Source organism: Microbispora rosea (assembly GCF_044460045.1).
Lineage (GTDB): Bacteria > Actinomycetota > Actinomycetes > Streptosporangiales > Streptosporangiaceae > Microbispora > Microbispora rosea.
In genome coordinates this window covers 22,605-47,895 of the sequence record NZ_JBITJO010000003.1, presented here as the reverse complement: position 1 = coordinate 47,895, position 25,291 = coordinate 22,605, and the positions used below count along the sequence as shown (strand labels likewise).

Annotated in this window: 22 protein-coding genes; 9 read left to right on the top strand and 13 right to left on the bottom strand. The window is 71.4% G+C overall.

The genetic code is table 11. The features are described from left to right. Positions 1–8: 8 nt before the first annotated feature. On the top strand, positions 9–1,406 hold the full coding sequence (locus ACIBK1_RS12680) for an NAD(P)/FAD-dependent oxidoreductase (protein WP_396734547.1): 1,398 nt from the start codon (positions 9–11) through the stop codon (positions 1,404–1,406). 11 nt (positions 1,407–1,417) lie between these two features. Beyond that, a complete protein-coding gene (locus ACIBK1_RS12675) occupies positions 1,418–3,022 on the top strand; it encodes an amidohydrolase (protein ID WP_396734544.1) in 1,605 nt (534 codons plus the stop codon). A gap of 48 nt (positions 3,023–3,070) precedes the next feature. Here ACIBK1_RS12675 and ACIBK1_RS12670 read toward each other — a convergent pair whose 3' ends face one another. Then, on the bottom strand, positions 3,071–3,964 hold the full coding sequence (locus tag ACIBK1_RS12670) for an MBL fold metallo-hydrolase (RefSeq protein WP_396724370.1): 894 nt from the start codon (positions 3,962–3,964) through the stop codon (positions 3,071–3,073). A 116-nt stretch (positions 3,965–4,080) separates the two neighbouring features. Between ACIBK1_RS12670 and ACIBK1_RS12665 the strand changes: the two genes are divergently transcribed. Both ACIBK1_RS12665 and ACIBK1_RS12660 read left to right on the top strand, forming a co-directional pair. Beyond that, positions 4,081–4,299 carry a LysR family transcriptional regulator gene (locus ACIBK1_RS12665; protein ID WP_396734541.1) on the top strand — a complete coding sequence of 73 codons (219 nt, stop codon included), beginning with the start codon at positions 4,081–4,083 and terminating at the stop codon, positions 4,297–4,299. 12 nt (positions 4,300–4,311) lie between these two features. Further along, positions 4,312–4,968, top strand: a complete 657-nt coding sequence (locus ACIBK1_RS12660) for a LysR family substrate-binding domain-containing protein (protein WP_396734538.1) — start codon at positions 4,312–4,314, stop codon at positions 4,966–4,968. A 184-nt stretch (positions 4,969–5,152) separates the two neighbouring features. Here the strand turns inward: ACIBK1_RS12660 and ACIBK1_RS12655 are convergent, their stop codons facing one another. The 10 genes from ACIBK1_RS12655 to ACIBK1_RS12610 all read right to left on the bottom strand — a co-directional run bounded on the left by ACIBK1_RS12655 (position 5,153) and on the right by ACIBK1_RS12610 (position 16,097). After that, positions 5,153–5,500 (bottom strand): RNA polymerase-binding protein RbpA, encoded by a 348-nt coding sequence (locus tag ACIBK1_RS12655; protein WP_076441469.1) that lies wholly within the window; start codon positions 5,498–5,500, stop codon positions 5,153–5,155. Positions 5,501–5,575: 75 nt separating this feature from the next. Then, positions 5,576–5,806 (bottom strand): preprotein translocase subunit SecG, encoded by a 231-nt coding sequence (secG, locus tag ACIBK1_RS12650; protein ID WP_030507323.1) that lies wholly within the window; start codon positions 5,804–5,806, stop codon positions 5,576–5,578. Positions 5,807–5,929: 123 nt separating this feature from the next. Then, positions 5,930–6,709 (bottom strand): triose-phosphate isomerase, encoded by a 780-nt coding sequence (tpiA, locus tag ACIBK1_RS12645; RefSeq protein ID WP_030507324.1) that lies wholly within the window; start codon positions 6,707–6,709, stop codon positions 5,930–5,932. Further along, the gene (locus ACIBK1_RS12640) at positions 6,710–7,897 is read right to left on the bottom strand and encodes a phosphoglycerate kinase (RefSeq protein ID WP_396734534.1); all 1,188 of its coding nucleotides are present in this window, start codon (positions 7,895–7,897) and stop codon (positions 6,710–6,712) included. Next, the gene (gap, locus tag ACIBK1_RS12635; RefSeq protein ID WP_030507326.1) at positions 7,897–8,901 is read right to left on the bottom strand and encodes a type I glyceraldehyde-3-phosphate dehydrogenase; all 1,005 of its coding nucleotides are present in this window, start codon (positions 8,899–8,901) and stop codon (positions 7,897–7,899) included. The genes ACIBK1_RS12640 and gap overlap by 1 nt, the downstream gene beginning before the upstream one ends. A gap of 346 nt (positions 8,902–9,247) precedes the next feature. Beyond that, positions 9,248–10,228, bottom strand: coding sequence for a DNA-binding protein WhiA (gene whiA / locus ACIBK1_RS12630; RefSeq protein ID WP_030507327.1), 981 nt, complete (start codon positions 10,226–10,228; stop codon positions 9,248–9,250). 63 nt (positions 10,229–10,291) lie between these two features. Beyond that, positions 10,292–11,251 carry a gluconeogenesis factor YvcK family protein gene (locus ACIBK1_RS12625; protein ID WP_051761547.1) on the bottom strand — a complete coding sequence of 320 codons (960 nt, stop codon included), beginning with the start codon at positions 11,249–11,251 and terminating at the stop codon, positions 10,292–10,294. 222 nt (positions 11,252–11,473) lie between these two features. Next, positions 11,474–12,343 carry an RNase adapter RapZ gene (rapZ, locus tag ACIBK1_RS12620; RefSeq protein ID WP_030507329.1) on the bottom strand — a complete coding sequence of 290 codons (870 nt, stop codon included), beginning with the start codon at positions 12,341–12,343 and terminating at the stop codon, positions 11,474–11,476. 287 nt (positions 12,344–12,630) lie between these two features. Continuing rightward, on the bottom strand, positions 12,631–14,667 hold the full coding sequence (uvrC, locus tag ACIBK1_RS12615; RefSeq protein WP_396734531.1) for an excinuclease ABC subunit UvrC: 2,037 nt from the start codon (positions 14,665–14,667) through the stop codon (positions 12,631–12,633). 203 nt (positions 14,668–14,870) lie between these two features. Then, the gene (locus ACIBK1_RS12610; RefSeq protein ID WP_396734528.1) at positions 14,871–16,097 is read right to left on the bottom strand and encodes an FAD-dependent oxidoreductase; all 1,227 of its coding nucleotides are present in this window, start codon (positions 16,095–16,097) and stop codon (positions 14,871–14,873) included. A 53-nt stretch (positions 16,098–16,150) separates the two neighbouring features. Here ACIBK1_RS12610 and ACIBK1_RS12605 point away from each other — a divergent pair, with 53 nt between their 5' ends. After that, positions 16,151–16,864: a TetR/AcrR family transcriptional regulator gene (locus ACIBK1_RS12605; RefSeq protein ID WP_396734525.1), complete on the top strand. Its 714-nt coding sequence runs from the start codon at positions 16,151–16,153 to the stop codon at positions 16,862–16,864. 203 nt (positions 16,865–17,067) lie between these two features. Here the strand turns inward: ACIBK1_RS12605 and ACIBK1_RS12600 are convergent, their stop codons facing one another. Together ACIBK1_RS12600 and uvrA are read right to left on the bottom strand one after the other, a co-directional pair. Continuing rightward, complete coding sequence (locus ACIBK1_RS12600; protein ID WP_357325193.1) at positions 17,068–17,508, bottom strand: Rieske (2Fe-2S) protein; 441 nt, start codon at positions 17,506–17,508, stop codon at positions 17,068–17,070. A 165-nt stretch (positions 17,509–17,673) separates the two neighbouring features. Next, positions 17,674–20,514 (bottom strand): excinuclease ABC subunit UvrA, encoded by a 2,841-nt coding sequence (gene uvrA, locus ACIBK1_RS12595; RefSeq protein WP_030507334.1) that lies wholly within the window; start codon positions 20,512–20,514, stop codon positions 17,674–17,676. Between the two features lie 272 nt (positions 20,515–20,786). Here uvrA and ACIBK1_RS12590 point away from each other — a divergent pair, with 272 nt between their 5' ends. From ACIBK1_RS12590 to menC, 4 genes are all read left to right on the top strand, one after another. Then, complete coding sequence (locus ACIBK1_RS12590) at positions 20,787–21,674, top strand: maleylpyruvate isomerase family mycothiol-dependent enzyme (protein ID WP_396734521.1); 888 nt, start codon at positions 20,787–20,789, stop codon at positions 21,672–21,674. A 12-nt stretch (positions 21,675–21,686) separates the two neighbouring features. Continuing rightward, positions 21,687–22,331, top strand: coding sequence for an MBL fold metallo-hydrolase (locus tag ACIBK1_RS12585; RefSeq protein WP_030507336.1), 645 nt, complete (start codon positions 21,687–21,689; stop codon positions 22,329–22,331). Between the two features lie 325 nt (positions 22,332–22,656). After that, complete coding sequence (locus ACIBK1_RS12580; protein WP_396734518.1) at positions 22,657–24,063, top strand: GntT/GntP/DsdX family permease; 1,407 nt, start codon at positions 22,657–22,659, stop codon at positions 24,061–24,063. A 67-nt stretch (positions 24,064–24,130) separates the two neighbouring features. Continuing rightward, positions 24,131–25,231, top strand: a complete 1,101-nt coding sequence (gene menC, locus ACIBK1_RS12575; protein WP_030507338.1) for an o-succinylbenzoate synthase — start codon at positions 24,131–24,133, stop codon at positions 25,229–25,231. Positions 25,232–25,291 lie beyond the last annotated feature (60 nt).

Genomic DNA, 25,291 nt, shown 5'->3' with positions numbered 1-25,291 from the left:
TGTGCGCCATGACCGCTCCTCTGTCCCCCGGTTTCGTCAACGGTGAGGTGTCCTTCTGGTATCGGTCGCTGGGGGTGCCCGCGCCCGGAGAGCCCCTGGGCGGCGACCTGCAGGCCGACGTGGCCGTGGTCGGCGCGGGCTACACCGGGCTGTGGACCGCCTACTACCTGAAGAAGGCCGACCCGTCGCTGCGGGTCGTCGTGCTGGAGAAGGAGTTCGCCGGGTTCGGCGCGTCGGGACGCAACGGCGGCTGGCTGACCGGCGCGCTGGCCGGTTCACCCGAGCGGTACGCGAAGACCCACGGACGGGACGGGGCCAGGCGGCTGCAGCGCGCCATGTTCGAGGCCGTCGACGAGGTCATCCGCGTCGCCGGCGACGAGGGCATCGACGCGGACATCGTCAAGGGCGGCCTGTTCACCGTCGCCCGCGGCCCGGCGCAGGACCTGCGACTGCGCGAGGAGCTGACGGGCCAGCGCGCCTGGGGCTGGGACGCCGCCGACGTCCGGCTGCTGACCCGCGACGAGATGGACGACCGGCTGCGGGTCGCGGGAGCCACCGGGGCCACCTGGAGCCCGCACTGCGCCAGGATCCAGCCGGCCAAGCTCGTCCGGGGCCTCGCGCGGGCCGTACGGGACCTGGGCGTCGAGATCTGCGAACAGACCCCCGTCACCGAGATCGCGCCCGGCCGGGCCGTCACGCCGTACGGGACCGTGCGGGCGGACCACGTGCTGCGCTGCACCGAGGGATTCACGGCCACCATCGCCGGTCACCACCGCGACTGGCTGCCCATGAACAGCTCCATGATCGTCACCGAGCCGCTGCCCGAGGGGGTCTGGGCGGAGATCGGCTGGAAGGGCCGCGAGCTGCTCGGCGACATGGCGCACTACTACATGTACGCCCAGCGGACGGCCGACGACCGCATCGCCTTCGGCGGGCGCGGCCGGCCCTACCTGTACGGGTCGAGGGTCGACGAGCGGGGGCACACGCACGACTGGACCGTGGACGCCCTGTGGGACCTGCTGGTCTCCTTCTTCCCCGCCGTCGCGGGGTCGAGGGTGGAGCACGCCTGGTCGGGCGTGCTCGGCGTGCCGCGCGACTGGTGCTCGGCCGTCCACGTGGACCCGGCGACCGGTCTCGGCTGGGCGGGCGGCTACACGGGCCACGGCGTGACCACCACCAACCTCGCCGGGCGCACGCTGTGCGACCTGGTGCTGCGCCGCGACACCGACCTGACCCGGATGCCGTGGGTGGACCGGCGGGTGCGCGCCTGGGAGCCCGAGCCCCTGCGCTGGCTCGGCGTCCACTCGATGTACCGTCTCTACCGCCTGGCCGACGCCCGGGAGCGCAGGGGCATGACCAGGACGTCCGTACTGGCCAGGATCGCCGACAAGATCACTGGGCACTGAAAGGCTGATTTGTGAGCTCCTCCCTCCTGTTCCGCGGCGGCCGCGCCTTCGTCCCCAGCGGGTTCGCCGAGGCGGTCCTCGTCCGCGACGGCGTCATCGCCGCCGTGGGCGCCGAATCCGACCTCGTACGGCTGGCGCCGGACGCCGAGCCGGTGGACCTCGGCGGCGGCCTGCTGACGCCGGGGTTCACCGACGCCCACATCCACCCCGTGCAGGCGGGGCTGGAGCGGGCCAAGTGCGACCTGGCCGAGGTGTACGGGCTCGACGCCTACACCGCGAAGATCGCCGCCTATGCCGCCGGGAATCCGGGCAAGGAGTGGATCGACGGCGGCGGCTGGGACATGTCGGCCTTCCCCGGCGGCCTCCCCCACCGGTCCCAGCTCGACTTCCTCGACCGGCCGGCGTACTTCGTGCAGCGCGACCACCACGCCGCCTGGGTCAACACGCGGGCTCTGGAGCTCGCCGGCATCACGAAGGACACCCCCGACCCCGCGGACGGCCGCATCGAGCGCGACCCGGACGGCACGCCTAGCGGCGTGCTGCACGAGGGCGCCATGGACCTCGTCGGCCTGCTCACCCCCCGCCCGTCCCCGGCCGATGTCGACGCCGCCCTGATGGACGCGCAGGCCCACCTGTTCTCACTGGGCATCACCGGCTGGCAGGACGCCATCGTCGGGTCGTACGCCGGGTCGGACGACCAGCTGCCCACCTACATCTCCGCGGCCTCCTCCGGGCGGCTGAAGGCGCGCGTGGTCGGCGCCCTGTGGTGGGACCGCGCGCAGGGCGCCGAGCAGATCCCGAGCCTGGTCGAACGGCGCGCGTCCGCCGCGGGCCTGGACCGGTTCCGCGCGACCTCGATCAAGATCATGCAGGACGGCATCCCGGAGAACTTCACCGCCGCCGTCATCGAGCCCTACTGCCGCTGCGGCGGCACCGGCCTGTCGTACATCGACCCGGCCCTGCTCGGCGGATACGTCAAGGAGCTCGACGCCCTGGGCTTCCAGGTGCACTTCCACGCCATCGGCGAGCGGGCCGTGCGCGAGGCGCTCGACGCGCTGACCGGCACCGACCCCGCCAACCGGCACCACATCGCACACGTGCAGATCATCACGCCGCAGGACGTGCCCCGCTTCGCCGAGCTGGGCGTGACGGCCAACCTCCAGGCGCTGTGGGCCACGCACCACCTGCAGATGGACGAGCTCTGCATCCCCTACCTCGGGGAGGAACGCGCCTCCTGGCAGTACCCCTTCGCCGACCTCGTACGGCACGGCACCCGCTTCGCCGGGGGCTCGGACTGGCCGGTCTCCTCGGCGAACCCCCTGGAGGCCATGCACGTGGCGGTCAACCGCACCGAGCCGGGCGGTTCCGTCCACGCGACGTACCCCACGGCCCAGACCCCGTTCCTGCCCGAGCAGAGCCTCGACCTGCGGACCATCATGACGGCCTACACCGAGGGCTCGGCCTGGATCAACCGCTCCCCCGCCGGGGTGATCGAGGAGGGCCGCCCGGCCGACCTCGTCGTGCTCGACCGCGACCCCTTCGCCCTCGATCCCAAGGACATCTGGACGACCGAGGTCGTCATGACGTTCCTCGACGGCGAGCAGGTGCACGGGTGACCGGGACGAGCGCCTCCGGGTGAACCTCAGGCGGGCCGGCCGCCCGCGTCATGCGGGGTGCTCGGCGCACAGGCAGCCGACGCCCTTCTCGATCCATTCCCGGCCGGCCCACTCCGGGTGCCGCTCGATCATGACGGCCCTGACCTCTTCGACGATCGTCTGCTCGCCCACGGCCGAGTCCCGGCGCGCCCAGGTCTCGTCGCGCAGCAGTTCGAGGTAGTCGCGGACGTCGGCGAGCAGCTGCGGGCCGCCGACGTCGCCGTGGCCCGGCACCACCACCCGCGGCGACGCGCCGGCCAGCCGCCGCATCACGCTGATCCACCGGGTGCCGGACACGTCGGTGTCGTGCGGGGGGAACCAGGGGAAGATGGCGAACTGCCCGGCCTCCACGAGATCGCCGGTGAACATCACCCCGGCGTCGGGGACGGTGATCACCTGGTCGCCCCTGCTGTGCGCCCGGCCCGTGGCCCGCAGCCGCACCACCCGGCCGCCCAGGTCGAGGTCGTACGCGTCGTCGTAGACGACGTCCGGGGTGGCGATCTCGACGCCCTCCAGCTGTCGCGCGACCGGTTCGCCGAGCCCTCTGAACATGTCGAGGTAGGCGGCCCCCTTCGCCGCCAGGTCCTCGGCCTGCGCCCGGTTGACCAGGAACGTCGCCTGCCCGGCGAACACCTGCGCCCCGAACGCGTGCTCGGGGTGGAAGTGCGTCGTGGTCAGGTACAGCCTGCGGCCCGCCGCGTACTCCGCCGCGAACCCGAGCACGGTCTCGGCGTTGCGCGGGCCCATTCCGGTCTCGACGACCAGCACGGAGTGCGTGCCGCCGATGACACCGATGTTGGGCACCAGCTGCACCCGGCGATTGGGGATCACCACCAGGTCGCGGGCGAGCTCCCGCACCTCCTCGATCCGTACGACGGGCTCGGGCAGCACGTGTTCAGACATGACGTCCACTCTTCGGAAAGACTGACAATCGGGCCGCTCCAGTCCATTACGGGATGTTCCGCAGCGTCCAACACCGGTTGCGCACGCCCGATACCGTGCCGGTATCGTCGCCGGTGATGGATCTACGCTCGCTGCGCTACTTCGTGGCGGTCGCCGAGGAGCGTCACTTCGGGCGGGCCGCCGCACGCCTCCACATGACCCAGCCGCCGCTGAGCCGCGCCGTCCGGCAACTGGAGACCGACCTCGGCGCCCTCCTGCTGCACCGGTCGCCCACCGGCGTCACGCCGACCGCCGCCGGCGCCGCGCTCTACGACGAGGCACGCGCACTGCTGTAGCAGGCCGAACGGGTGCGCGCCCGGGTCGCCGCCGCGGCCGGCGCCGCCACCCTGACCATCGGCACTCTCGCGGACAGCGCCGAACAAGCCGGAGCCCAGATCGCCGCGGCCTTCCGCCGGCGTCATCCCGCAGTCCGGGTCCGCGTCCGTGAGGCCGACTTCACCGATCCGACCACGGGCCTTCGGGCCGGCCTCGTCGACGTCGCGCTCACCAGGGAGCCGTTCGACGACACCGGGATCACCACCCGCCTGCTGCGCTCCGACCCCATGGGGGTGGTCCTGCGGGCCGACGATCCGCTCGCCCGCCGCGAGATGCTGCGGCTGAGCGATCTCGCCGATCGCCCCTGGTTCTGCCTGCCCGACGGCACCGATCCCGTCTGGCGCGCCTACTGGAACGCCGTCACGCCCGGCGGCGAGCTCAGGGACGGCCCGGTGGTGCGCACCGTCCACGAGTGCCTGCAGGCCGTCTTGTGGAACGGCACGGTCGGGCTGGCGCCGGCGGCCCACGCGCTGCCCGAGGGGCTCACGTCGGTGCCGCTGGCCGACATGCCGCCCAGCCGCCTCGTCCTCGCCTGGAACAGCGCCGACGCCAACCCGCTGATCCGCTCGTTCACCCACATCGCCACGGCTGTGTACCGCTCCGCGAACCGTGAGCCGGCGCATCCGTGACGGCCCTGCGGGCCCTGAGCGGCGGGTGCGCAGCCGAGGCACGTCCAGGCGCACATGGCGTGAAGACGGACGCAGTGCATCGCGCCCCGCTCACACTCACCGATGTCCACGGCACGACCGACGCGGGAAAAACGTCAGGGCCCTTCCCCGCCGGCAGCGGGGAAGGGCCCTGACCGAGAAGCCCTCAGTAGATCGGGCGGGAGGAGGAGCGCAGCCGCTCCAGCGCCTCGGCGAGGATCTGCGCGCCGTCCTTGTCGCTGCGACGCTCCTTCACGTACGCGAGGTGCGTCTTGTACGGCTCGTTCTTCGGCGGAGCAGGCGGGCTCGACTGGTCCTGCCCGGCCGGCAGCCCGCACCGCGGGCAGTCCCAGAACTCGGGGACGGCCGCGTCGCTGGCGAAGCTCGGGCGCGTCTCGTGCATGTTCGCGCACCAGAACGAGACCCGCACACGGGGGGCGGCCTCGCCGCGTTCGGCCTCTCCCATGGGGCCGGCGCCGACTCGGCTGCCACGGATCGCGTTGCCACTACCCACCGATGAACTCCTTGCTCGATCGCCCCGCGGACGGGGGGAGGTGAATCTCTGTCACGCGTGGCCGGAGGCCGTCCGCTACGGCTTGAGCAGAAAGCCCAGCGCGATGATGCAGACGAACCAGACGATGCCGGTGATGATGGTGAGGCGGTCCAGGTTGCGCTCCACCACCGACGAACCGCCGAAGGAGGACGAGAACCCGCCTCCGAACAGGTCGGACAGGCCGCCGCCCTTGCCCTTGTGGAGCAGGACGAGCAGCACCATCAGAGCGCTCGACAGGATGAGGGCGATGGAGATTCCGATTGTCACCGTAGACCTGTTCCTATGTCCGGGCGTGCACGACGCGTGTGCACGATGCCATCGGCGTGACGATTCAATTGTGTTCTTCGAGGGTACGTCCTGGTGTCAAGTCGCACCCCCCAAACGGCTCAGCTAGCCGGCGGTCTCGCCAAATCGGCAGATCTTGGCGAATTCTCCCGCGTCGAGGCTGGCCCCTCCCACGAGAGCGCCGTCGATGTCGGCCTCCGCCATGATGCCGGCGACGTTGCCCGACTTCACCGAGCCACCGTAAAGGATACGGACAACAGAGGCCACATCGTCACCGTAAAGCTCGGCGAGTCGCGTCCTGATTGCGCCGCACACCTCCTGGGCGTCCTTCGGCGTGGCGACCTCGCCGGTGCCGATCGCCCAGACCGGCTCATAAGCGATCACGATGGTCTTCACCTGCTCGGCGGGCACGCCCTCCAGCGCACCGTCGAGCTGCGCCAGCGTGTGCTCGACGTGGCGGCCCTCCTGGCGCACCGGCAGCCCCTCGCCGATGCACAGGATGGGCGTCAGCGAGTGCCGGAAGGCGGCCTTGACCTTGGCGTTGCACAGCGCCTCGGCCTCGCCGTGGTACTCCCGCCGCTCCGAGTGCCCCACCAGCACGTACGTGCAGCCGAGCTTGCTCAGCATGCTCCCGCAGATCTCCCCGGTGTACGCCCCGGAGTCCTGCGCCGACAGGTCCTGCGCGCCGTAGACGATGCGCAGCTTGTCGGCGTCCACGAGCGTCTGCACGCTGCGCAGGTCGGTGAACGGCGGGATGACCGCGACATCCGCCTTGTCGTAGTCGCGGTCGGTCAGCGTGAACGCCAGCTTCTGCACCAGGTTGATGGCCTCGAGGTGGTTGAGGTTCATCTTCCAGTTGCCGGCGAACAGCGGCTTGCGAGCCATCTACTCCTCCAGCGCCGCGAGTCCGGGCAGCGTCTTGCCTTCGAGGTACTCGAGGCTCGCGCCGCCACCGGTGGAAATGTGCGAGAAGCCGTCCTCGGGCAGGCCGAGCCTGCGCACGGCCGCCGCCGAGTCGCCGCCGCCGACCACGGTGAACGCCTTGGAGTTCACCAGCGCCTCGGCCACCGCACGGGTGCCGCCGGAGAACGCGTCGAACTCGAACACGCCCATCGGGCCGTTCCAGAACACGGTCTGAGCGTCGGCCAGCTTCGAGGCGAACAGCACCCGGGTGCGGGGGCCGATGTCCAGGCCCTCGCGGTCGGCCGGGATCGCGGTGGTGTCCACGACCTCGTACGGCGCGTCGGCGCCGAACTCGGTGGCGGCCAGCACGTCCACCGGCAGCACCAGCTCGACCCCGCGCGAGGCCGCCTCTTCGAGGAAGCCCTTGACCTGGTCGATCTGGTCCTCCTGCAGCAGCGACTTGCCGACCTCGTGCCCCTGGGACTTCAGGAACGTGTAGGCCATGCCGCCGCCGATGAGCAGGCGGTCCACCTTGGACAGCAGGTTCGCGATCACGCCGAGCTTGTCGGAGACCTTCGCGCCGCCCAGCACGACGACGTACGGCCTGGCCGGGTCCTCGGTGAGCTTGCGCAGCACCTCGACCTCGGCGAGGACCAGGTCGCCCGCCGCGTGCGGCAGCCGCTTGGGCAGGTCGTAGACGCTGGCGTGCTTGCGGTGCACCGCGCCGAAGCCGTCGCCGACGTAGAGCTCGGCGAGGGCGGCCAGCTTGCCGGCGAACTCGCTCCTGACCGCGTCGTCCTTGGACTCCTCGCCCGGCTCGAAGCGCAGGTTCTCCAGGAGGGCGACCTGCCCGTCCTGCAGGCCCGCCACCACGCTCTGCGCGGACTCGCCGACCACGTCGGTGGCGAACGCCACGTCCTCGCCGAGCAGCTCGGCCAGCCGCCGGGAGACCGGGGCGAGCGAGTACTTCGGCGTGACGGAGCCCTTGGGACGGCCGAGGTGGGCGGCGACGACGACCTTCGCGCCGCGCTCGACCAGCTTCTTGATCGTCGGCACCGACGCCCGGATGCGACCGTCGTCGGTGATCGTCTCCCCGTCGAGGGGGACGTTGAGGTCGGCGCGCACGAACACGCGCCGGCCCTTCACGTCGAGCTCGTCGATCCCGATCATCAGAGGGAGGCGCCCACGTACTCGATGAGGTCGACGAGGCGGTTGGAGTAGCCCCACTCGTTGTCGTACCAGCCGACGACCTTGACCTGGTTGCCGATGACCTTGGTGAGGCCGGCGTCGAAGATGCAGGACGACGGGTCGGTGACGATGTCGCTGGAGACGATCTCGTCCTCGGTGTAGCTGAGGTAGCCCTTGAGGTAGCCCTCGGCGGCGGCCTTGAGCGCGGCGTTGACCTCCTCGACGGTGGTCTCGCGGCCGACCTCGACCGTGAGGTCGGTGGCCGAGCCCGTCGGGATCGGCACGCGCAGCGCGTAGCCGTCGAGCTTGCCCTTCAGCTCCGGCAGGACCAGGCCGATGGCCTTGGCGGCGCCGGTGGAGGTCGGGACGATGTTCAGCGCGGCGGCGCGGGCGCGGCGCAGGTCCTTGTGCGGGCCATCCTGCAGGTTCTGGTCCTGCGTGTAGGCGTGGATGGTCGTCATCAGACCCTTCTCGATACCGAAGGTGTCGTTGATGACCTTGGCCATCGGGGCCAGGCAGTTGGTGGTGCAGGAGGCGTTGGAGATGATCGTGTGAGCGGCCGCGTCGTACTTCTCGTGGTTCACGCCCATGACGATCGTGACGTCTTCGTTCTTCGCCGGAGCGGAGATGATGACCTTCTTCGCGCCGTTGTCGGCGTGCACCTTGGCCTTGGTGGCGTCGGTGAACAGACCGGTCGACTCGACGACGACGTCCACGCCGAGGTCGCCCCAGGGCAGCTTGGCGGGGTCGCGCTCGGCGAACGCCTTGATCGCCTTGCCGTCAACGGTGATCTCGTCCGCCGAGGCCTTCACCTCGTACGGCAGGCGGCCCAGGATGCTGTCGTACTTCAGCAGGTGGGCCAGCGTGGCGTTGTCGGTGAGGTCGTTGACGGCGACGACCTCGATGTCCTTGCCGCTGGCCGCCACAGCGCGCCAGAAGTTGCGGCCGATACGGCCGAAGCCGTTGACGCCTACGCGGATGCTCACGGATCCGATCTCCTCGTACGTCGTGCGCCGGGTACCGGCGCCAGGGCTGTGTTAAACCTCAATGACAGACCTTATCGGACCCAAATTGGTGTAGACCACCGGGCCACGCTTTGACGGCGTGTCAGGCCGGACGAGCCGGTGAGCGGGTCCTTCCCGTGCCGCGGCGGCCCCGCCACACCCCTTCCGCGGCCCTCCCCTGACCGTGGCGGCGCGGCCGCCGCACTCCTTCCGCGGGCCCTCCCCCGGCCGCACGATCAGGCGGTGGGCCGGGCGGCGGTAGGAGCGGCGCGGCAGGAAGGGCGGCCACGGCGCGCGGTCCCGGCGGCCGGGACAGGCGAGCGGGTCGCTACTGCGCCAGCATGTCCGCGGTGAGGTTCGCCTCGGTGTTGGCGATGCCCAGGTCCTGGGCGCGCTTGTCGGCCATCGCGAGCAGCCGCCGGATGCGCCCGGCGATGGCGTCCTTGGTCAGCGGCGGGTCGGCGATCTGGCCGAGCTCCTCCAGCGACGCCTGCTTGTGCTCGACCCGCAGCCGGCCGGCGATCACCAGGTGCTCAGGGGCCTCGTCGCCGAGGATCTCCAGCGCCCGCTGCACCCTCGCGCCGGCGGCGACGGCGGCCCTGGCCGACCTGCGCAGGTTGGCGTCGTCGAAGTTCGCCAGGCGGTTGGCGGTGGCCCGCACCTCGCGGCGCATCCGCCGCTCCTCCCAGGCCAGCACGCTGTCGTGGGCGCCGAGCCGGGTCAGCAGAGCGCTGATCGCGTCGCCGTCGCGCACGACCACGCGGTCGACGCCGCGCACCTCGCGGGCCTTGGCGTGGATCTTGAGCCGCCGGGCCGAGCCGACCAGGGCCAGCGCCGCCTCCGGCCCGGGACAGGTCACCTCCAGCGACATCGACCGGCCGGGCTCGGTCAGCGAGCCGTGCGCGAGGAACGCGCCCCGCCACGCCGCCTCGGCGTCGCAGGTGGCCCCGGAGACGACCTGCCGGGGCAGACCGCGTACGGGCCGGCCGTGGTTGTCGATGAGGCCGGTCTGCCGGGCCAGCGCCTCGCCGTCCTTGTAGACGCGCACGACGTAGCGCGAGCCCTTGCGGAGACCGGCGGGGGCCAGGACCAGCACCTCGGCCTTGTGCCCGAAGACCTCGCCGATGTCCTTGATCAGCCTGCGGGCGGTGGCGTTGGTGTCGAGCTCGGCCTCGATCACGATGCGCCCGCCCACCAGGTGCAGCCCGCTGGCGAACCGCAGCAGCGTCGAGACCTCCGCCTTGCGGCAGCAGGGCTTGAGCACCGGAAGGCGGCTCAGCTCGTCTTTCACCACACCCGTCATGGCCATCAGCTCGTGTCCTCCCCCAGACAGACTCTGCCCGTCAGTCTCTCGCACCGAGTGAGTACGCAATCACCGCTTCTCACGGAAAATCTCATCCAGGACAGCGGCAAGACGTGGTCCGTCGTGCCGCGCAGATCCGTCATGGGCGGCCACATCGGCCAAAACGACCCGCCCGCCCATCGACCCGGCCGCCTTCTCCAGCGCCCCCGGGTCGGCGACCACACCGCCGTCGGCGATCACCGCGTCGACGACCAGTGCGGGGGCGTGCTCGCCAAGCACCTCCAGGTGCCGCTCGGGCGAGAAGCCGTCGGTCTCCCCCGCCTGCGGCGCGAGGTTGAGGATCACCAGCCGCCTCGCGCTCGTCTCGTGCAGCGCCCGGGCGAGCTCGGGCACCTTCAGGTGCGGCAGCACGCTGGTGAACCAGGAGCCCGGCCCGAACACCACCCAGTCGGCCGTCTCGATCGCCTCGACCGCCTGGGGGCAGGCGGGCGGGTCGGACGGCAGCAGCGAGATCGAGCGCACCCGCCCGGGCGTCAGCGCGCAGGCGACCTGCCCGCGCACCGTCGTGACCGTCCCGTCCAGCTCGACCTCCGCCTGGATGTCGAGCGGCACGGAGGCCATGGGCAGCACGCGGCCGTGCGCGCCGAGCAGCCGGCCCACCCAATCCAGGCCCACCACGGGGTCTTCGAGAAGCTCCCAGAGCGCGACGATGAGGAGGTTGCCGACGGCGTGGCCGTGCAGTTCGCCCTCGCTCCTGAAACGGTGCTGGACGACCTCGCTCCAGGTCTGACCCCACTCGTCGTCGCCGCACAGGGCCGCGAGCGCCATCCGCAGGTCACCGGGCGGCAGAACCCCCAGCTCGCGCCTGAGACGCCCGCTGGAGCCGCCGTCGTCGGCGACCGTGACCACCGCCGTCAGGTCGTCGGTGACGGTCCTGAGGGCCGACAGGGAGGCGTACAGGCCGTGGCCGCCGCCGAGCGCGACGACTTTGGGGCCCCTCGCGGCGGTCTCGGGGTTGGGAGGAGGCATCGATTGGCCGGGGGTAGGGGACTTTCGCGGGGGATCGGGGACGGAGGGGTCTGCGGGTTCTTCCGGGGCGGGGTCCTTCATCGTCCTCCTCGCCTCGCCGCGAGCACCGCTCTGCGGAGCCGTGGCGCTCATGTCGTGCCGATCGGCCCGGCCCCGGCGCCTGCCGGCACTCGCCGGACGCGGTCGCGTCCGCGCGCCCGTCGGCGGCCCGGGCGGGGGCCCTCACTCGCGGCCCGTGTCCCGGTGGCTGACCTGGACGTCCATGCCGCGCTCGCGCAGGCGCGCGCCGAGCTGCTCGGCCATCGCGACGCTGCGGTGCTTGCCTCCGGTGCAGCCCACCGCGAGAGTGACGTACCCCTTGCCCTCGCGCGCGTATCCGGCGGCCACGACGCCGAAGACCTCCTCGTATCCGTCGAGGAACTCCTTGGCCCCGGGCTGACTGAGCACGTAGTCGCGCACGGGGGCGTCGAGCCCGTTCAAGGGCCGCAGTTCCGGCACCCAATGGGGATTGGGCAGGAACCGGCAGTCCACGACGAGGTCGGCGTCGACCGGCAGGCCGTACTTGTAGCCGAAGGACACCACGTTCACCTTCAGCCCCGGGCGGTCCTCGCCGCCGAAGAACGAGACGATCTTCTTGCGGAGCTCGTGGACGTTCAGCAGGGACGTGTCGAGGACGAGGTCGGCGTTGGCGCGGACCTCGCGCAGGATGCCGCGCTCGCGGTCGATGCCGTCGACGAGGCGCCCGTCGCCCTGGAGGGGGTGGGGACGCCGGACGTTCTCGAACCTGCGGACCAGTTCCTCGTCGCTGGCCTCAAGGAACACCACCCGGACGCCGACACCGCGCCCGTCGAGCTCCTCGATCGCCGCGTTCAGGTCGGTGGTGAAGGCGAGGCTGCGCACGTCGACCACGGCGGCGACGCGGTCGGTCGCCATGTTCACCCGGCCCGCCTCCTCGGCGAGCGAGGACAGCAGCCCCGGCGGCAGATTGTCGATCACGAACCAGCCGAGGTCCTCCAGAGCCTTCGCAGCGGTGCTGCGCCCCGCCCCCGACATTCCGGTGATCACCACGAATGCCGGCTCAGTCGTGCTCATCGCCCGCTCACCGCCTTGCCGCCCATGTCCGCTCACCCAATGTCAGCCCCGTCCGCCATCCCGCGCAGGGATGGCCGGCCCGCCCGCCGGGGGTCGGGCCGCTTCCCCGCGGGAGGGACCTCTGGTGCCGGAGCATGACACCTCTTCATCTGATCGCGCCACCGCCACGCCGGGCGACTCCCACGGCGCCCTGCCCACCGCACCCTGCCCACCGCGCCCTGTCCACTGCGCCCTGCCTCATGGCCGGGGCCGGGGGCGGGACCTGCCGAGGTGCTCGCGTGAGCACCTCACGACCCCTGCCCCGCGGGGGACGGGCTCTCACCGCGCAGTGCCGCGACGATCGCCTCGGCGGTCGCGCGGCCGATGCCGGGGACCTCGCGGATCTCCTCCGCGCTCGCCTCCCGCAGCCGCTTCACCGAGCCGAAGTGCCGCAGCAGGGCCTGACGGCGTGCCGGGCCCAAACCCGGCACGTGGTCGAGCGCGCTCTCCTTGAGCGATTTCGACCTCTTCGTCCGATGGTAGGTGATGGCGAACCTATGTGCTTCGTCACGGACGCGCTGTAACAGGTAAAGCCCCTCGCTGCTGCGCGGCAGGATCACCGGCTGGTCGTCGCCGGGCAGCCAGACCTCCTCCAGCCGCTTGGCCAGCCCGCACACCGCGATGTCGTCGATCCCGAGCTCGTCCAGGGCGCGCTGGGCCGCCGCCGCCTGCGCCGGGCCGCCGTCCACCACCACGAGGTTGGGCGGGTAGGCGAACTTGCGGGGTCTGCCGGTCTCCGGGTCGATCGGCGTCGCCGCGCCGCCGCGCCCGGCCGCGCCGTAACCGTTCGCGTCGTACCCGTTCGTGTCGTATCCGTCCCCGCCGTGCCCGTCTCCGCCGTGCCCTGTCCCGTCGCGCCCTGCCTCGTCGTCCGTCCCCGCGTCCAGCTCGCCCGTCGCGGCCCGCTCCTCCAGGTAGCGCTTGAAGCGCCGGCAGATGACCTCGTATATCGAAGCGACGTCGCCTTCCCCGGTCCTGATGGAGAAGCGGCGATACTCGCTCTTGCGGGCCAGGCCGTCCTCGAAGACCACCATCGAGGCGACGACGTTCTCGCCCTGGATGTGCGACACGTCGTAGCACTCGATCCGCAGCGGCGCCTGGTCGAGATCGAGGGCGTCGGCGATCTCCTGCAGAGCCCGGCTGCGCGTGGTCAGGTCGCTCGCGCGGCGCAGCTTGTGCTGGGCGAGCGACTCCTTGGCGTTGCGCTCCACCGTCTCCATGAGGCTCTTCTTGTCACCGCGCTGGGGAACGCGCAGGTCGACGCGGGAACCCCGCTGCTCGCTCAGCAGCTCGATCAGCGCGGCCTCGTCCGGGGGGCGCGCCGGGACGAGGATCTCGCGGGGGATCGTCGCCTCGCCGTACATCTGGAGCAGGAACTGCTCCACCAGCTCGCCGGGGGTGGCCTCCTCGACCTTGTCGACCACCCAGCCGCGCTGCCCGCGGATCCGGCCGCCACGCACGTAGAAGACCTGGATCGCCGCCTCGAGCGGGTCTTCGGCGAGGGCGATCACGTCGCAGTCGGTGCCGTCGCCGAGCACGACCGTCTGCTTCTCCAGGGCCCGCTGCAGCGCCTGGACGTCGTCGCGGAGCCGCGCGGCCCGCTCGTACTCCTCCACAGCCGCCGCCTCGCGCATCTCGCGCTCCAGCCGCTTGATGAAGCGGCCGGTGTTGCCGGCCATGAAGTCGCAGAAGTCCTCGGCGAGGGCGCGGTGCTCCTCGGGGGTGACCCGGCCCACGCAGGGCGCGGAGCACTTGTCGATGTATCCCAGCAGGCAGGGCCGCCCGATCTGCCCCGCCCGCTTGAAGACCCCCGCCGAGCACGTCCGCACGGGGAAGACCCGCAGCAGCAGGTCGACGGTCTCCCGGATGGCCCAGGCATGCGAGTAGGGGCCGAAGTAGCGGGTGCCCTTCCGCTTGGCCCCGCGCAGCACCTGCACCCGGGGGAAGTCCTCCCCCATCGTCACGGCCAGGTACGGGTACGACTTGTCGTCGCGGTACTTGACGTTGAACCGGGGGTCGAACTCCTTGATCCAGGAGTATTCGAGCTGGAGCGCCTCGACCTCGGTGCCGACCACCGTCCAGTCCACGGACGCCGCGGTCGTCAGCATGGTCTGCGTCCGCGGGTGCAGGCCGGCGAAGTCCGCGAAGTATGAGTTGAGCCGCTGCCGCAGGCTCTTCGCCTTGCCCACGTAGATCACCCGGCCGCCCGGGTCGCGGAAGCGATAGACGCCTGGCGACTCAGGGATCGATCCGGGCGCCGGTCGATAAGTTGCCGGATCCGCCACACCCAAAGACTACTGGCCTACACCGACAATCCCGCCGTCGCCGACGGAGCCGGGTCACGGTGACGCGACCCGCGGCCTTTACGTTGTAGATCAAGGACGAGACGACAGCCGACTCCGGCGACGACCTCGTCGAGGGTCTGCCCGGTGAGCCGGTGAAGCCGTGACGAGCAACCGGTGCGGGTCCTCTCGCGGCCGGCCGGCGGTCAGGATGCGTGGACTTCGTCGAATAGGGCGACGGCTTCGGCGGGGTCCGGGCTCACGAGGCGTTCCAGACCGGCGGTCGTCATCTTCGCCCACCTGCCGGCCCGCGCCCACATCTGTTCCTCGAAGGCGCGGACGACCTCGTCCAGATCGCCGGAGCCGGAGGCGGCGGCGACGGACTCGGCGAGTTCGGCGCCCTCCAGCATCGCGAGGTTCGCGCCCAGCCCCAACGGGGGCATCAGATGGGCGGCGTCGCCCAAGAGCGTCACCCCGCGGACGTGGGCCCAGGTGTGGGACACGGGCAGGACATAGAGCGGGCGTTGGACGAATGCGGCGCCGCGGCGAAGGAGGTCGAGGACGGGAGCGGCCCAGCCCTCGAACAGAGCCAGCAAACGCGCTCGCATGGCCTCGGAACCCGCCGGATCCGGTCCCGCGTCCAGGTCCGCCTCCAGGCCCGCGCGCGTGTCCGGGCCCGTGTCCGCGCCAAAGTCCGTGTCCGCGCGCCGGTCCGGGCTCGGATGCCGGTCCGGGTTCTCGTGCCAGTCCAGCGGCGCGCGGAACTGGGCGTACACCTTGACGTGGCCGCCGCTGTTGCGCTGGGCGACCAGGCCGCGGTTCACGCCGTACACGGCCATGGAACCGTCGCCGATCAGCCGGGCGAGGTCGGGGTGACGGGTGTCGACGTCGTCCAGGGAGGTCTCGACAAACGTGACGCCGGTGTAGTGCGGCGTCACGGACGAGACCGCCGGGCGGACCCGGGACCAGGCGCCGTCCGCGCCGACCACGAGGTCGAAGGTCTCCTGTCGCCCGTCCGCGAAACGGACCAGCACGCCGTCCAGGGTACCCGGCACCACCTCCGTCACGCCCCGCCCCCACTGGACGTCCAGGGGGCCGAGCAGCAGGTCACGGAGTTGCCCGCGGTCGATCTCGGGATTGGCGTGGTCATCAGGACGGGGTTGCCAGTCACGGAGGACGGACCCGTCCGTGTCCAGGATGCGCATGGCCTGCCCCTCGGGACGGGACAGCGCCTGGAACTCCGCCAGCAGCCCCGCCTTGCTCAGCGCGAGCTGGCCGAGCCGCTCGTGCAGGTCCAGCGTGCCGCCCGGAGGACGGGAGTCGGGGGCGGGATCGCGTTCGAAGACCGTGACGGGGTGACCGTGGCGGTGCAGGACGCGGGCGAAGGTGAGGCCGGCGGGGCCGGCTCCGATCACGGCGATACGATGTCTCATGCCGATACACTGTATTTTGTCGAGACGCTGTATCGCAACAGTACGATGTACGCATGACTGTGTGGGACCGGCCGGAGCCGCCGACTCGCCCCGCGCCGCTCGACCGGGAGCGCATTGTCGCCGCCGCCGTCGCGCTGGCCGACGAGGGCGGGCTGGAAGCGGTGTCGTTGCGCAAGGTCGCCGCCCGGCTGGACGTCGGTCCGATGCGGCTGTACGGATACATCTCCACCAAGGAGGAGCTGTTCGACCTCATGGTGGACGAGGTCTACGCCGAGATCCTCCCCGAGGAACAGCCCGGCGACTGGCGAGAGGTGCTGCGCGTCCTCGCCGACCGCACCAGGCAGGCCTGCCTCCGTCACGAATGGCTGGCCGACCTGCTCGGCGGGCGTCCGGCCCTGGGCCCGAACGCGCTCGCGGTGACCGAGGCCACGCTGGCCGCCTTCGACGGCCTCACCGACCTCGATACCGTCATGCGCGCCGTGGAGACCGTCAACGCCTACTTCACCGGCGCGATCAGGCGCGAGATCGCGAACCTGCGGGCCGAGCGCGCCTCGGGCCTGTCGGAACGCGAGTGGCAGCACGCCTCCGGCCCGCATGTGAGGAGGTTGCTGGCCACGGGTCGCTTCCCGGCGCTGGCCAGGTTCGTGCACGACGGCAATGAGGTGGATGCCGAGGTGTCCTTCGCCACCGGGCTGGACTGGGTCCTCGACGCCGTGGCCGCCAGACTCGCCCGGCCGGCCGGCGTGACGTTCCGGATTTCCGGCTGACATTCGAGGTGCGGCCGTCCGCCATCGCGCACGCTTCCGCGCGATGACGGACGGCGGTGTCCCTCGGCGCCCTCAGGCGAGAGGTGCTCTCCCCGTCACCCGCCGGGCGGGCACCGGACCTGCCCAGACGGCGGACCCGTCAAGCCGCCAAGCCGCCAAGCCGTCAAGCCGTCAAGCCGTCAAGCCGTCAAGCCGTCAAGCCGTCAAGCGAGGGTGATACTGTCGCCGCTCACCGTGATCTTCTTCTCGGCGAGCGGCCTGGCCGCCGGGCCGTTCGTCACGGAACCGTCCTTGGCGCTGAACCTGCTGCCGTGGCACGGGCAGACGATCTCGTTGTTCGAGACGCTGCCGACCGGACAGCCCTGGTGGGTGCAGGTCGCGCTGAACGCCTTGAACTCGCCGGCCGCCGGCTGGGTGACGACGACGTCCTGGTCCTTGAAGACCTTGCCGCCGCCCTCGGGGATGTCGGAGGTCTTCGCGAGCTCGCCCCCGCCCTGCGCCGCCTGAGACTGGCCGCCCTGGGACCCGTCCTGGTCCGCCGACGCCGTCGTGTCCCCGTCGGAGGCGCCGCACGCGCTCAGCGCCACGGCCAGCCCGGCGCCTCCGGCACCGAAGATCACGGCTCGGCGTGTCGTATCCGTCATGCTCATCCTTCCCTGATGCGGCGGCCCGGGACGTCCACGGCCCCGGGTCCTTCCCCTGCGCGACGCGTCACCCCGTGTGTCCTCAGGTACGGCCATCACCCCGTGGCCGGTTCAGAGTGTCGCGGTCGGAAGGAGAAGAGTAGGGAGAAATAATGAGACGAATACTCATACGCCCAAGATCTTGCGCAGGAACGTGCCGGTGTGGCTCTCCTCGACCCGGGCGATCGCCTCGGGCGTGCCGGCGGCGATCACCTTGCCGCCGCCGGACCCGCCCTCGGGTCCCATGTCGACGATCCAGTCCGCGGTCTTGATGACGTCGAGGTTGTGCTCGATCACGATCACCGTGTTGCCGGCGTCCACGAGCCGGTTGAGCACACCGAGAAGCCGCCTGATGTCCTCGAAGTGCAGGCCGGTGGTGGGCTCGTCCAGCACGTACACGGTGCGGCCGGTCGAACGCCGCTGCAGCTCGGAGGCGAGCTTCACCCGCTGCGCCTCGCCGCCGGACAGCGTGGTCGCGGGCTGACCCAGCCGCACGTAACCGAGACCGACGTCGTTCAGCGTCTGCAGGTGACGGCGGATCGCGGGGATCGCCTCGAAGAACTCCAGCGCCTCCTCGATCGGCATGTCGAGGACCTCGGAGATCGTCTTGCCCTTGTAGTGGACCTCAAGCGTCTCCCGGTTGTACCGGGCGCCGTGGCAGACCTCACAGGGGACGTAAACGTCCGGCAGGAAGTTCATCTCGATCTTGATGGTGCCGTCGCCGGAGCACGCCTCGCAGCGCCCGCCCTTGACGTTGAAGCTGAACCGGCCCTGCAGATAACCGCGGACCTTCGCCTCGGTCGTGGCCGCGAACAGCTTGCGCACGTGGTCGAACACGCCCGTGTACGTCGCCGGGTTGGACCTCGGCGTACGGCCGATCGGCGACTGGTCGACGTGGACGACCTTGTCCACCAGATCGGTGCCGACGACCCGGGAGTGCCGTCCGGGCACGGTCTTCGCGCCGTTCAACTCCTTGGCCAGCGCGGCGTACAGGATGTCGTTGACCAGCGTGGACTTGCCGGACCCCGAAACGCCGGTGACCGCGGTGAAGACGCCGAGCGGGAACTCGACGTCCACCCCCTTCAGGTTGTGCTCACGGGCGCCCTTCACGACGAGCTGCCGCTTCTTGTCCCGCGGGCGCCGGATCTCCGGCGCGGTGATCGCCTTGCGGCCCGACAGGTACGCACCGGTCAGCGACTCCTCGCTGGCGAGCAGGTCCTGCACGGTGCCGGACACGACGACCTGGCCGCCGTGCTCGCCCGCGCCGGGGCCGATGTCGACCACCCAGTCGGCGGCGGCGATCGTGTCCTCGTCGTGCTCGACCACGATCAGCGTGTTGCCCATGTCGCGCAGCCGGATCAGCGTCTCGAGCAGGCGCTGGTTGTCCCGCTGGTGCAGGCCGATGGACGGCTCGTCCAGCACGTACAGCACGCCGACCAGGCCGGAGCCGATCTGGGTGGCCAGGCGGATCCGCTGCGCCTCGCCGCCCGCCAGCGTGCCGGCCGCCCGGTCGAGCGTGAGGTAGTCGAGGCCGACGTCGAGCAGGAAGCCCAGCCGGGCGTTGATCTCCTTGACCACCCGCTCGGCGATGTGCATGTCCCGCTCGGACAGCCGCAGGCCGGACAGGAACTTGGCGCAGTCGGCGATCGACATCCCCGAGACCTCGGCGATCGAGGCGTCCCCCACGGTCACGGCCAGCGAGACCGGCTTGAGGCGGCGGCCCTTGCACGCCGGGCAGGGCACCTCGCGCATGAAGCCCTCGAACCGCTCCCGGCTGGCGTCGCTCTCCGACTCGGCGTGCCGGCGCTGGACCCAGGGGATCACGCCCTCGAACTCGGTGTAGTAGGACCGCTGCCTGCCGTACCGGTTGCTGTAGCGGATGTGGACCTGCTCGTCGTGGCCGTGCAGGATCGCCTTCTGCGCCTTCTTCGGCAGCCGCTCCCAGGGGGTGTCGAGGTCGAAGCCGAGCGCGTTGCCCAGCGCCTCCAGGAGCCGTACGAAGTAGTCGCTGGTGTGGCCGTTCGCCCACGGGCTGATCGCGCCGTCGCCGAGCGTGCGCTCGGGGTCGGGCACGAGGAGGTCGGGGTCGACCTCCATGCGGGTGCCGAGGCCGGTGCACTCCGGGCAGGCCCCGAAGGGCGAGTTGAACGAGAACGACCGGGGCTCCAGCTCCTCGAACGACAGGTCGTCGTAGGGGCAGTAGAGGTGCTCGGAGTAGAAACGCTCACGGTTGGGGTCGTCGTCGGGGAGGTCGACGAAGTCGAGCGTGATCGTGCCGCCGGACAGCTGCAGCGCGGTCTCCACCGAGTCGGTGAGCCTGCGCCGCGCGCTCTCCTTGACCGACAGCCGGTCGACGATCACTTCGATGTCGTGCTTCTCGTACTTCTTGAGGGTGGGCGGCTCCTCCAGGCGCACGATCGTGCCGTCCACGCGGGCGCGGGCGTAGCCCTTGGTCTGCAGCTCGCGGAACAGCTCGGCGTACTCGCCCTTGCGGCCGCGGATGATCGGGGCGAGGACCTGGAAGCGGGTGCCCTCCTCCAGTTCGAGCACACGGTCCACGATCTGCTGCGGCGTCTGGCGGGCGATCGGGCGTCCGCACTGCGGGCAGTGCGGCTTGCCGATGCGCGCCCAGAGCAGACGCAGGTAGTCGTAGACCTCGGTGATCGTGCCGACGGTCGAACGGGGGTTGCGGCTGGTGGACTTCTGGTCGATGGAGACGGCCGGGGAAAGGCCCTCGATGAAGTCCACGTCGGGCTTGTCCATCTGACCCAGGAACTGCCGGGCGTACGCGGACAGGGACTCCACGTACCGGCGCTGCCCCTCGGCGAAGATCGTGTCGAAGGCCAGGCTGGACTTGCCGGAGCCCGAGAGCCCCGTGAAGACGATCAGAGCGTCTCGCGGGAGGTCGAGCGAGACGTCTTTGAGGTTGTGTTCGCGTGCGCCACGCACGATCAGGCGGTCAGCCACGGTGGTCCCGATAGGTCGATGAAGTGAATGGAGGTGCACGGGCAGGCTATCCAGAGCCACCGACAATTTCGGGGGGCATCGTCCGGCGGCCGGAGAGGGCGGCCCCGCGTGCTTCCGTGGGACACGCTCCGTGAACCAGGGTATGAGCTTCGTCAAACCCGCGCCCGGCATCCGCGCGAAACCCCTGCTCATACAACCGCCGGTCACGCCGTCCTCTTCCCGCGCGGTTATGAGGACGGCGGCACGGGACTCCAGGGTCCATCATTCTTCCCATGTCCGTTATCGACGAGACCGAGCGGGAGCTGGCCGAGGCGACCGAACGCCTGCTGGCGACCGCCGCCCGCCTCACCGACGAGGATCTCCGCGCGCCGTCCCTGCTGCCCGGGTGGACGAGGGGTCACGTGCTCACGCATGTCGCCCGCAACGCCGACAGCTGCGTCAACCTGCTGACCTGGGCGCGGACGGGGGTGCGGACGCCGCAGTACGCATCGGCGCGGGCCCGCGAGGCCGGCATCGAGGCGGGCGCCGGCCGACCGGCCGACGAACAGCTCGCCGACCTCCGCGACAGCGCGGAGCGGTTCGCCGCGGCCCTCAGGCAGACGCCCGCGCGGGCGTGGACCACGCCGGTCTCGGGGATGCACCCGCCCGACCACCCCGCCTGGTACGTCCCGATCCGCCGGCTCAGGGAGGTCGAGGTGCACCACGCCGACCTCGGGGCAGGCTACGGATGGGCCGACTGGCCCGAGACGTACGTGAGACGAGAGCTGTACGACACGATGCTCTGGCTCGGCGACGAGAGCCCGGTGGGCGAAGTCGTCGCCCTCGATCCGGGCACCGGCGAGGTCCTGAGAACGTGGACCGGCCTCGGCGAAGGACCGGCCGTGGAGGGCACACCGCGTGAGCTGCTGGCCTGGTTCGCGGGCAGGACCGACGGCACGGGCCTGCGACTCGCCGCGCCGCGCGGACACATCCGGCACGACGCCCCCGATGCCCGCCTCCGGCACGACGCTCCCGATGCCCGCCTCCGGCACGACGCCCCCGATGCCGGCGTCCGGCGCGACGCCGCCGGGAAGCTGCCCTCCCCGCCGCCCTGGCCGAGAACGTCCCCGGCGGGACTGCCCGCCGAACCGCCGTCGTCCTGGCCGCCCGCCGGGAACTAGAGAGGAACGATCATGACCTATACCGGAAACGTCACCAAGGGCGGACCCGCCGACGTACGCGAGGTCCCCGGGCTGACGATCTCGAAGATCGAGGTCGGCGGCTTCGGCAACAACGCCTACCTGCTCCGGTGCACCGAGACCGGCGACGGGCTGCTGATCGACGCGGCGGCCGAGCCCGACCGGCTGATCGAGCTGATCGGCGACATGCCGATCAGCTCGATCGTGACCACCCACCGGCACCCCGACCACTGGGGCGCCCTGGAGGAGGTCGCCCGCGCCACCGGCGCGCAGACGGTCGCCCACCCTCTCGACGCCCCCGAACTGCCGGTCGAGGTCACCAGGGAGGTCGAGCACGGCGACCGGGTGACCGTCGGCGTGGTGACGCTGGACGTCATCCACCTGCGCGGCCACACCCCCGGCTCGATCGCGCTGCTCTACCAGGACCGCCACCTGTTCACCGGCGACTCCCTGTTCCCCGGCGGCGTCGGCAACACGCAGAAGGACCCGGCGCGGTTCGAGCAGTTGTTCACGGACGTGGTGGAACGGATCTTCGACCGGCTTCCCGACGAGACGTGGGTCTACCCCGGCCACGGCAAGGACACCACGCTCGGCGCCGAGCGGCCGCATCTGCCCGAGTGGAAGGCCCGCGGCTGGTGACGTACGCCTGACGCACACCCGGACGACCGGCGGCCCAGCGCGGGCGCCGGCTCGTCCCCGCGCCCCGCGGTCGCCTCGCTCCGGGACCGCGCGAGCCGGGACCCCCGCGAGCCGCGACCGCGCGGACCACGCCGCCTGACCGTCCCGCGCTCCAGAACCACGTGAGCCCAGACCCCCGCGATCCGGGGCCGCGCGGTCCGGGGGCCGTGGGGTCCGGGGCGTGGGTCTGGCATCACGTGCTCCGGGGCGGCGTGATTTCGTTCGGGTGATTCGGGGGGCTCCTGTGGGGCAGCGGCTACCGCACGGACCGTCGGAGGAGCCCCGGATGACCCCCCTCGTGACCCCCCTCGCGAGCGCGGCCGCGTGGAGCGGTCACGACACCCGCCTCATCGTGGCCGCCCTGGCCGGCGTCGCGGTCATCGTGCTGCTGATCACGAAGCTGCGGACCCACCCGTTCCTCGCCCTCGCGCTCGGCTCGGGCGTGCTCGGCCTCGTGGCCGGGATGGCCCCCGAGAAGCTGATCGACAGCTTCTCCGCCGGGCTCGGCTCGACCGTGGCCGGCGTCGGCGTGCTCATCGCCCTCGGGGCGATGCTGGGCAAGCTGCTGGCCGACTCGGGCGGGGCCGAGGAGATCGTGAACGGCATCCTGCGGCGCAGCGGCGACCGCGCCCTGCCGTGGGCGATGACGCTCATCGCGGTGCTCATCGGGCTGCCGATGTTCTTCGAGATCGGGCTGGTCCTGCTGATCCCCGTCATCCTGTTGGTGGCCCGGCGCAGTGGCCGTCCGCTGCTGTTGATCGCGATGCCCGCCCTGGCGGGCCTGTCCGTCCTGCACGGCCTGGTGCCTCCGCACCCCGGGCCGCTGGTCGCGATCGACACGCTCAAGGCCGACCTCGGGCTCACGCTCGGGCTGGGCCTGCTGGTGGCGATCCCGACGGTGATCGTGTCCGGCCCGCTGTTCGCCAGGTTCGCCGCCCGATGGGTGCGGCCTGCACCGCCAGAACGCCTCGAACGCGAGCAGGTTCAGGATTCCGAGGGCACGGAACCGGAAGAGCGAGACCGGCCCCGGCCGGGGTTCGGCGTCACGGTGGCCACGATCCTGCTGCCGGTCCTGCTGATGCTGGGCCGGGCCGTCGTGGAGATCGTCCTGCCGGAGGGCCACGTCGTACGGACCGTGTTCGAGGTCCTCGGCACTCCCCTGATCGCCCTGCTGATCGGCGTGATCGTGGCGATGTTCACGCTGGGCCGCGCCGCGGGCTTCGGCCGGGCCCGGATCTCCTCGGCGATCGCCGACTCGCTGCCGCCGATCGCCGGGATCCTGCTCATCGTGGGCGCGGGCGGAGGATTCAAGCAGACCCTGGTCGACTCGGGCGTCGGGAAGGTCATCGGCGAGGCCGCGCAGGGCGCGAACGTGCCCGTTCTCGTGCTCGGCTGGCTGATCGCCGTCGGGATCCGGCTGGCCACCGGTTCGGCCACGGTCGCCACGATCTCCGCCGCCGGGATCGCCGCTCCGCTGGCGGCCGGGCTCTCCCCCTCCCACGTCGCTCTGCTCGTGCTCGCCATCGGCGCCGGGTCGCTGTTCTTCTCCCATGTGAACGACGCCGGGTTCTGGCTGGTGAAGGAGTACCTCGGGATGTCCGTGGGCGAGACGATCAAGAGCTGGTCGGTCATGGAGGCGATCATCTCGGTGGTGTCGTTCTGCTGCGTGCTCCTGCTCGGGCTGGTGATCTGAGGACCGCGAAGGGGCGTCCGTATAGTGGTCGGCGCACACCGTCCTACCCCTGGAGCCCGGGCACCTCATGGAGATCACTGGAATCGAACTGCGCCGGATCGCGATGCCGCTCGTCGCGCCGTTCCGGACGTCGTTCGGCACCGAGACCAGCCGCGACGTCCTGCTGGTGCGGGTGGTGACGCCGGAGGCCGAGGGCTGGGGCGAGTGCGTGGCGATGTCCGAGCCGCTGTACTCCTCGGAGTACGTGGACGCGGCGGCCGACGTGCTGCGGCGTTTCCTGATCCCCGCGCTCCCCCGCGACCTGGACCCCCAGGCCGTCGGTCCCGCCCTCGCGCCGTTCAAGGGCCACCGGATGGCCAAGGCGGCGCTGGAGGCCGCGGTGCTCGACGCGTCGCTCCGGATCACCGGTGAGTCCTTCGCGCGCTACCTGGGCGCCACCCGCGACCGCGTCCCCTGCGGCGTCTCTGTCGGGATCATGGGCTCGGTGGCCGAACTGCTCGACACCGTCGGGGCGTACGTCGAGGAGGGGTACGTACGGGTCAAGCTGAAGATCGGGCCGGGGTGGGACGTGACACCGGTCCGCGCCGTCCGGGAGCGGTTCGGGGAGGAGCTGCTGCTCCAGGTGGACGCCAACGCGGCCTACACGCTCGCGGACGCCCGTCATCTGGCCAGGCTGGACGACTTCGACCTCCTGCTCATCGAGCAGCCGCTGGCCGACGACGACCTGGTGCAGCACGCCCGGCTCGCCCGGTCGATTCGCACGCCGATCTGCCTGGACGAGTCCATCGAGTCGGCCGCCCACGCGGCGGCGGCCGTCAGCCTCGGCGCGTGCTCGGTGGTCAACATCAAGCCGGGGCGGGTGGGCGGTTATCTGGAGGCCCGGCGCATCCACGACCTGTGCCGCGCCCACGGCGTCGCGGTCTGGTGCGGCGGCATGCTGGAGACCGGAATCGGACGGGCGGCCAACGTCGCGCTGGCCGCGCTGCCCGGCTTCACGCTCCCGGGCGACACCTCCGCCTCGCGGCGCTACTTCCACACCGACGTGACGCCGCCGTTCGAGCTGGACGGCGGGCACCTCGACGTTCCCGACGGCCCGGGGCTGGGCGTGGACCCCGTACCGGACATTCTGGACGAGGTCACCACGGCGACGGAGTGGATCCGGCTGTGACGCCCAGAACCGGCTAGGCGTCGCCCAGAGCAGACTGCGACCCGTCAGGCGTCGCCGAGA

Bases quoted from the DNA above. Each gene is read 5' to 3' on its own strand.
- ACIBK1_RS12680 (WP_396734547.1), top strand. From the start codon at position 9: ATGACCGCTCCTCTGTCCCCCGGTTTCGTCAACGGTGAGGTGTCCTTC.
- ACIBK1_RS12670 (WP_396724370.1), bottom strand. From the start codon at position 3,964: ATGTCTGAACACGTGCTGCCCGAGCCCGTCGTACGGATCGAGGAGGTG.
- ACIBK1_RS12665 (WP_396734541.1), top strand. From the start codon at position 4,081: ATGGATCTACGCTCGCTGCGCTACTTCGTGGCGGTCGCCGAGGAGCGT.
- tpiA (WP_030507324.1), bottom strand. From the start codon at position 6,709: ATGGCTCGCAAGCCGCTGTTCGCCGGCAACTGGAAGATGAACCTCAAC.
- ACIBK1_RS12640 (WP_396734534.1), bottom strand. From the start codon at position 7,897: ATGATCGGGATCGACGAGCTCGACGTGAAGGGCCGGCGCGTGTTCGTG.
- whiA (WP_030507327.1), bottom strand. From the start codon at position 10,228: ATGGCCATGACGGGTGTGGTGAAAGACGAGCTGAGCCGCCTTCCGGTG.
- ACIBK1_RS12625 (WP_051761547.1), bottom strand. From the start codon at position 11,251: ATGCCTCCTCCCAACCCCGAGACCGCCGCGAGGGGCCCCAAAGTCGTC.
- rapZ (WP_030507329.1), bottom strand. From the start codon at position 12,343: ATGAGCACGACTGAGCCGGCATTCGTGGTGATCACCGGAATGTCGGGG.
- ACIBK1_RS12610 (WP_396734528.1), bottom strand. From the start codon at position 16,097: ATGAGACATCGTATCGCCGTGATCGGAGCCGGCCCCGCCGGCCTCACC.
- ACIBK1_RS12605 (WP_396734525.1), top strand. From the start codon at position 16,151: ATGACTGTGTGGGACCGGCCGGAGCCGCCGACTCGCCCCGCGCCGCTC.
- ACIBK1_RS12600 (WP_357325193.1), bottom strand. From the start codon at position 17,508: ATGACGGATACGACACGCCGAGCCGTGATCTTCGGTGCCGGAGGCGCC.
- ACIBK1_RS12590 (WP_396734521.1), top strand. From the start codon at position 20,787: ATGTCCGTTATCGACGAGACCGAGCGGGAGCTGGCCGAGGCGACCGAA.
- ACIBK1_RS12585 (WP_030507336.1), top strand. From the start codon at position 21,687: ATGACCTATACCGGAAACGTCACCAAGGGCGGACCCGCCGACGTACGC.
- ACIBK1_RS12580 (WP_396734518.1), top strand. From the start codon at position 22,657: ATGACCCCCCTCGTGACCCCCCTCGCGAGCGCGGCCGCGTGGAGCGGT.
- menC (WP_030507338.1), top strand. From the start codon at position 24,131: ATGGAGATCACTGGAATCGAACTGCGCCGGATCGCGATGCCGCTCGTC.